Origin of the sequence: Campylobacter sp. BCW_6465, assembly GCF_001762815.1 — a bacterium.
GTDB classification, from domain to species: domain Bacteria; phylum Campylobacterota; class Campylobacteria; order Campylobacterales; family Campylobacteraceae; genus Campylobacter_D; species Campylobacter_D jejuni.
The window spans coordinates 36,177-43,373 of sequence record NZ_MJXN01000052.1; the positions used below are offsets into that span (position 1 = coordinate 36,177).

Below are 7,197 nucleotides of genomic sequence, written 5' to 3' on the forward strand. Positions count from 1 at the left end.
TCTATTGAGCTTGTATAGCACTTAAAATAACAGTATCTACAATATCATCCACCAAACATCCACGACTTAAATCATTAACAGGTTTTTTAAGACCTTGTAAAATAGGACCGATTGCTAAAGCATTAGCGGTTCTTTGAACTGCTTTGTAACAAATATTTGCTGCATTAAGATCAGGAAAAATATACACATTTGCATGGCCTGCTATCTTAGAATTTGGCATTTTCTTTGCCGCAGTCTTTAGATCATAAGCACAATCAAACTGCATAGGACCATCTATATTTAACTCAGGGTATTTTTCTTTAGCAATTTTTAATGCTTCTTTTACAAGATCTACACTTTCCCCTTTACCGCTATCACCACTAGAATAAGAAAGCAAAGCTATTCTTGGTTCAAGTCCAAAAGATTTAGCAGTCATAGCACTTACATAAGCACTAGTTGCAAGCTGTTCAGCAGTTGGACTTGGATTTACAGCACAATCCGCAAAAGCTAAAACTTGATCTTCAAGCCCCATAAAGAAAATTCCCGAAACAGAACTAATACCTTCTTTGGTTTTAATAAGCTGCAATGCAGGGCGAATTGTTTCAGCCGTAGTAGTTGATGCTCCACTAACCATAGCATCAGCTTTTCCAGTATGTATAAGCAAAGTTCCAAAATAAGTTTTATCCTGAACTAGCATCTTAGCCTCTTCTAAACTCATTCCTTTAGATTTTCTTGCCTCATAAAGAATGGAAGTAAATTCTTGATTATATTCTGAATTGAGCGGATTCATAATTTGTATAGTACTTAAATCAAGACTTAATCTAGCAGCATCTTGTTTGATTTTTTCCTCATCACCCAATAAAATAAGATCAACAACTTTACTTTTTAATAAAATTTCAGCAGCTTTTAAAATTCTCTCATCATTACTTTCTGGCAAAACAACAGTTTTTTTATTTTTTACGCTTTGTTTAATCAATTCATATTTAAAACGATGCGGAGTTATAAAATCATACTCTTCAAGCTTTTGCACTTCTTCAAAATTAAATTTTTCATTAATCAAAACATAATTACGACCATCTAGGGTATGATCGAAATATTTTTGAGCTATAAGTTTATCTTCATCATTAATAATAGCAGCGATAGGGGTATTAAGATTTTTAGCCAATTTTATACTAAGATCAAATCCATCAAGTATTCCAAATTCGCAAAAGCTATTTACAAGCACAAAATCGTATTTGCGTTTTAACTCTTCGTATTCTTCTAAAATAACATTAAAAAAATTATGAGGATCTTTGCTAAATTCCTCCATTGCTTCTCTAAAGGTAAAACCATAAGCACTTTTTACGGTTTGGTTAATATTAAATTCTTCCAACCAACCTTGCAAAACAGGGACGCGATGTATGTATATCACAGGACAATAAATTGCGATATTTTTGTAAATTTTGCTATAATTTTTAAGCAAATTTGTACTAATAATAGTATTTAATTCATCACTTCTAGATCTCATCAAATAAAGATTTGCCATCATTTTCTCCTTAAATTTATAAATGTGGAACACTCTTTGCTTTTTCTAATTTTAACAAAATAAAAATAAAAAATTTATATTTTAAAGGACGAAAATGAAAAAAGTTTTATTTTATATGTTACCGTTTGCGTTTTTTGGTTGTTCTGCAACGGTTGATCCACAAATTTCAATGAAACCACCTGCTTATGTAGAAGAACTTGCACCAAAACAAAGCAATAATGTAGAAAGTGCACCAGGATCGCTTTTTGGCAAAGGGGATAATCCTTTATTTTCAGATAAAAAAGCTATGAATGTAAATGATTTAGTTACAGTTGTTATACAAGAAAGTACCACTCAAAGCACACAAGCCAATAAAGCAACAAGTAGAACTAATACCTCAAATTTAGGCGGAGGTGCTTTAACAGGAAGTTCAGGAGTGGTAGCTAATGCTCTTAATAAAGTCAATGCTTATTCTAATATAGGCTTTCAAACCAATAGTTCAAACAAGTACACAGGAACAGGCTCACAAAGCAGAAATGAAAGTTTCAATACTACAATTTCAACGCGTGTAATTAAAATTTTATCGAATGGTAATTATTTTATCGAAGGCTCAAGAGAGCTTTTAATCAACGGAGAGAAACAAATCATACAATTAAGCGGTGTTATTCGTCCTTATGACATCGGTCAAGACAATACTATAGATAGTAAATATATAGCAGATGCTAAAATTCTTTATAAAACAGAAGGTGAAGTGGATAGAAGCACAAGAAAACCTTGGGGTAGCAAAGTTATAGAAGCGATATGGCCATTCTAAAAGCAAGGTTAAACCTTGCTTCTTGGCTTTTATTCTTTTACAGCCCTACTTTTAACCTCATCTTCAACTTCAGCTAAAAATCTATCTACAAGTTCACTTTCTTTTAATTTAGCTACAACTTCACCATGTCTTATAACAAGTCCTTGATTTTTCCCAAAGGCTATAGCCACATCAGCGCCCTTAGCTTCACCTAAAGCATTTACTACACAACCCATAACACTGATATTTAAAGGTTCTTTTATATGCTTGGTTTTTTCTTCTACGATTTTAATCGCGCTTAACAAATCACTTTGAATCCTACCGCAAGTTGGACATGAGATGATATTTACTCCGCTTTTTTGCACTCCACTATCTTGCAAAATCGCTCTTGCTACACGAATTTCCTCTTCAAGCTCACCCGTCATAGAAACACGCATAGTATCGCCTATACCTTTAAGAAGTAAATTTCCTAAAGCTATAGAACTTTTTACAGTGCTATGAAATTTAGTTCCTGCTTCAGTTACCCCTAAGTGAAAAGGATAATCACAAAGCGGTCTTAATCTCTCATAAGCTTCTATAGTTTTTTGAGTATCTGAAGTCTTCATGGAAATTTTAATATCAAAAAAGTCTAAATCCTCTAAAAGCTTGATATTATACATCGCACTTTCTAGCATAGCATCGACACCATAGCCAAATTTATCACTAAATTGTTTTTCTATGGAGCCGTGGTTTACACCGATACGTATAGGGATACCCCGTTCTTTACATGCTTTTACCACTTCTTTGATATTTTCTTTAGAACCTATATTGCCAGGATTTATACGCACTCCATCAATAAATTCAGCACAATATACAGCCAAATTATGATTAAAATGAATATCTACGATTAAAGACAAAGGACTTTTAGCTTTAATCTCTTTTAAAGCCCTTGCATCAGCCATATCCAAGCACGCCAAACGCACTATATTTGCTCCTGCAAAATAAAGACGATTGATTTGCTCCAAAGAACCTTCTATATCTCTTGTTTTAGTAAAAAGCATAGATTGAACTGAAATAGGTGCATCACCGCCTATTAAAACATCTCCTACTTTGATTTGTCTGGTTTTAAATCTTTTATACTCCATAACTTCACTCTTTGAAAAATTTTAATATCAAATTTTAACTTTTTATTGCTTTAATTAAAGTTTATTTTTGATAATATATTTAAATTTCATGACATTTAAATATTTATGAATTATATATAAATTAAATACAATTAAAAGAGGTTATATGCAAAATCTTTTACTCTATATAAACAATAACCTAACTCCAACCCTAGCTCAAATTCTTTTACAAGCTTTAAAAAATTCGAATAATGAAAAATTTTTTACCTTTGTTTTGGAAAATATTGAAATAATTTGCACTTGGCTCAATTCTAGCGAATTTAAGAATAGATATTTATCAATAAAACATCCTTATCCACCTTTAATCAATCCTAATTTTATAGAAATAGATGCTAGTCGACATTGTGCAGAATTAGCCTGGGATTTAAATTTACCCCTACCTAAACACTATAAATTTATCTATATTTCTCCATATGGCGTTGGAGCAGCAGCATTTTTAAGATACCTTAATCAATGTTGCGATGTAACTTGTTTTGCCTCCTGGGTTTTACCACCTGATGCCAAAGAAAGATATTGTCTTAATTACATGTGTCTAAATGACAATACGATTACTCAATATGCTATTAATATATCAGAAATCAATCTACCTTATTTTGATAAATATCTATCTTTATTGGATTTTAACTCTAAAATTATTTGCGGAGTTCGCGATCCAATAGGAATTTTAAAGCATAACTTGGGAAGAGATTGGAGTAAAGTTTTAAGAAACTATCCCTCTGAATTTAATCTAACTTATGATTGGCGTTATTATATCGACTATCTTACTCATCAAAATCATAAAATTAAAATCGATATAAACGAACTACAACAAGGAGTTTTTATCATCTCTTATTTATTAAAATATTTTAACAAAGACAATGTATACTATCTTGATATGGAAGAAATCCGCCAATCAAAGGCCTTCGATACTATGAATTTACTTGCTATAAATTTTAATTTTACCCCCCCCCATAAAGATAAATTAGATTTATTTAAAATTAAAGAATTTAGAGGTTATATTCGCTATCTTTTTCCTATTACACTCTATGCAAATTCTAAAGATATTAATAACACCTTTTATCTTAATACTCCTAAAAATAATAAAAATTTCAATATTGATAAAACTTCTAGCATTCCCATAATTTTAGACAGAAAACATATCAATCATGAAAAAATAGACATAATACAAGAAATTATAAAAAACGACCTATGTAATGATATGGGTATATATATTGATAAAAATGATTTTAAACAACTGGAACAAAACAATCTTTTATTTTCAACAATTAAACATTATTTGTATGATTTTTTATATCAAATTAAAATAACTATAGATGAAACAGAATCAAAAATGATGAAAGAAAAAGATGTGATAGATTATTTTATAAAAAATAAATCACTTATTCACACTTTTTTTAATATTTTTGAAAATGATCTAAATCATTTAAAGCAAAAATTTCCCAATATAATTAACTCTTGGACATACTATAAAGAATTTGAAAAATGCGTCAAGAGTTAGATGACAATATTCAGGGAAAAGATGTAAGGGGTATTTTAAAAAGAACATGTAACTATCCCTAAATAATTTTAGCAAAACCACCAAATAATAGGATTTTAAAGCTCATAAAAATAACTTTTTATCTTTCCTAATTTAAAGTGTAAAAAATCCCAAATATCCCAAAATATCCGTTTTGTCCCAAAAAAAGTGATTAAATGCTGTTTAAAAGGCAGATAAACACGAGTTTTGATTTTAATTTTATATCCCAAAAATGTTTTTAACCCTATAAGATAGTTGCATTTTTACTTAAAGTATTCTTATGTTTTTTAACCATGTAACTATCCCTATAAAACACTATATAATCATACTTTAACCACTTTTTATATAAAAATAGTATGTAACTATCTATAGCTTTAAGGTTTGGAGGATAGTTACATATAAAACCTAAACATTTAGTTGGTTTTTGTAAGCTTATAATAGACTAAGATTACTTTAATTTATTTAAAAATTATTTTTATTTTTGATTTTATTTTTTAACTTTGATGATAACTTTTGCCAATTATAATGTTTTTTAAAAGAGAAATATATTAACTTTTATATATATTTAGTTTTAGACTTGTAAATATAACTATATTATTTTTTAATTAATATGAATTATGTTTTTGTATATAGATATCGCATCTATTTTTCAATGCCATAAGTTTTTTGAGTCCCAAGGGATTATTTTTTTTGAAATCATCGCTATTTAAATAACAATCATATCTCCCTATGATGTTTTTTATCATATATGCAAAATGTTCCATTATAATATTTTCATCTATCTTATTGTTTTCAAAAAAAGTTTGAAGTATTTCAAAATAATTCATCATCATTATAATTGATCTTTCTAATTCTGGATTGTTTTTATCTTTAATTTTTTTTAATATTTCTTCATCTCCTTTTTCGTATTTTATATTTTGTTGCTCTCTTGTATAATCTCTTGCCTCTATAAAATGTTTTTCATCCCATTTGGATAATAACTGCATTGTTAAATTAAATTTATCTGCTCTTGTTTTTTCAAAAATAGAATAAGCATTTAGCACCAATGAGCCTGAAACCACATAAGCAGAAACAATAGATATAATAGCTTTAATTCTGCTTTCTAAATCACTAATAAATACAAAACATAAATACACTGCTATCAAAAACCCAATTATATATAGAAATATAATAAAGTATTTATTTTTTAATATTTTCATTAAAATCCCTTTAATATGTAATTAAATTTCATTAGAATTATATATTAAATTTTTTATTTAGTCAAATTTTTAAAGTTGCTTTGTAAAATCAAAGTCTTATTTTTTCACTTTGATTTCTAATGCAAAATTAAGTATATTTTTATTTATAAACTTATAATTTTAACTTAAAAAATCAACTTTTCAAAATAAAATATTTTAATTACTTTTTGTAATTTTATGTTTAAATTCTTTGAAATTAAAATTAAAGGATTTAAAATGCAAATGCAAGAAGTAATCGAAAAATTAAAAGACATACTTGCTAGTGAAGGTAAAAGATATTTAAAAACAAAAAATATAGCTAAAGAATGAAGTTTAGAAACCCCATTCCTTATCCACAAATACTCAATTTTTTACAAGAAAGAAATATAAGTATAAATTATTTCTTTTACGGAAGCTCTCCCAAAGATCAATTGGTAGTAAAGAATGTGAGTTTATCACCTGCTATGGAGAAAGCATGGAGCCACTTATAAAAGATGGAAGATTTGTGTAATAGATAGAAATAAAACTTTTAAGAATAAAAGCATTTGTGTGATTAATACTAGAGATGGACTTTTTATAAAACAAGTTTTAAAACAAGATGATGGAGTGATTTTACACTCTTTAAATCCTTTATATGAAGATATATTTTATAAAAATGGAGATTTTTTGCTAATTGGTGTGGTAATTGGAGAACTTTCTAAGATGTAACAGTACACAATAAGCTAAGCCAAGCTAATCTTGTCTCATCAATACAAAAGGATATAAAGATGGATAGAGTATCAGCAGACATAAGACAAGGTGTTAACAAAAGATTTATAAACGCAATTTGCAACCATAACAATGAACTTGTTTTAGAATATCTTAAAAATGGTATGAGTGCAACTAAAGAATGCATGGGCGAAGAACCTATGTTTTATGCAATAACTCATAATAATTTTGGAGCGATTTTACTTTTATTAAAATACGGTGCTATTTTAGATAAAGAGTATCTAGAAGAAAGCAATAAAGATTTTAGCAAAGAAGCT

The 7,197-nt window shown here is 28.3% G+C and carries 6 protein-coding genes and 1 pseudogene; 4 read left to right on the forward strand and 3 right to left on the reverse strand.

Annotated elements, in window-relative coordinates; genetic code table 11:
* Position 1: 1 nt before the first annotated feature.
* Positions 2–1,507, reverse strand: a complete 1,506-nt coding sequence (gene pta / locus AJ886_RS03590) for a phosphate acetyltransferase (protein WP_083267223.1) — start codon at positions 1,505–1,507, stop codon at positions 2–4.
* A gap of 91 nt (positions 1,508–1,598) precedes the next feature.
* Between pta and flgH the strand changes: the two genes are divergently transcribed.
* A complete protein-coding gene (flgH, locus tag AJ886_RS03595; protein ID WP_070286437.1) occupies positions 1,599–2,297 on the forward strand; it encodes a flagellar basal body L-ring protein FlgH in 699 nt (232 codons plus the stop codon).
* A gap of 29 nt (positions 2,298–2,326) precedes the next feature.
* Here the strand turns inward: flgH and ispG are convergent, their stop codons facing one another.
* Positions 2,327–3,400, reverse strand: a complete 1,074-nt coding sequence (gene ispG, locus AJ886_RS03600; RefSeq protein WP_070287136.1) for a flavodoxin-dependent (E)-4-hydroxy-3-methylbut-2-enyl-diphosphate synthase — start codon at positions 3,398–3,400, stop codon at positions 2,327–2,329.
* A 145-nt stretch (positions 3,401–3,545) separates the two neighbouring features.
* Here ispG and AJ886_RS03605 point away from each other — a divergent pair, with 145 nt between their 5' ends.
* Entirely contained in the window at positions 3,546–4,937 is a 1,392-nt protein-coding gene (locus tag AJ886_RS03605; protein ID WP_070287137.1) for a DUF2972 domain-containing protein, read from the forward strand.
* Between the two features lie 623 nt (positions 4,938–5,560).
* On the opposite strand, the gene AJ886_RS03610 is transcribed toward AJ886_RS03605, so the two are convergent.
* Complete coding sequence (locus tag AJ886_RS03610; protein ID WP_070287138.1) at positions 5,561–6,154, reverse strand: hypothetical protein; 594 nt, start codon at positions 6,152–6,154, stop codon at positions 5,561–5,563.
* A gap of 255 nt (positions 6,155–6,409) precedes the next feature.
* Here AJ886_RS03610 and AJ886_RS10995 point away from each other — a divergent pair.
* Together AJ886_RS10995 and AJ886_RS03620 are read left to right on the forward strand one after the other, a co-directional pair.
* Positions 6,410–6,880, forward strand: a pseudogene (locus AJ886_RS10995) (S24 family peptidase).
* A 59-nt stretch (positions 6,881–6,939) separates the two neighbouring features.
* A partial coding sequence (locus AJ886_RS03620; RefSeq protein WP_070287042.1) for a hypothetical protein occupies positions 6,940–7,197 on the forward strand: 258 nt, incomplete at its 3' end.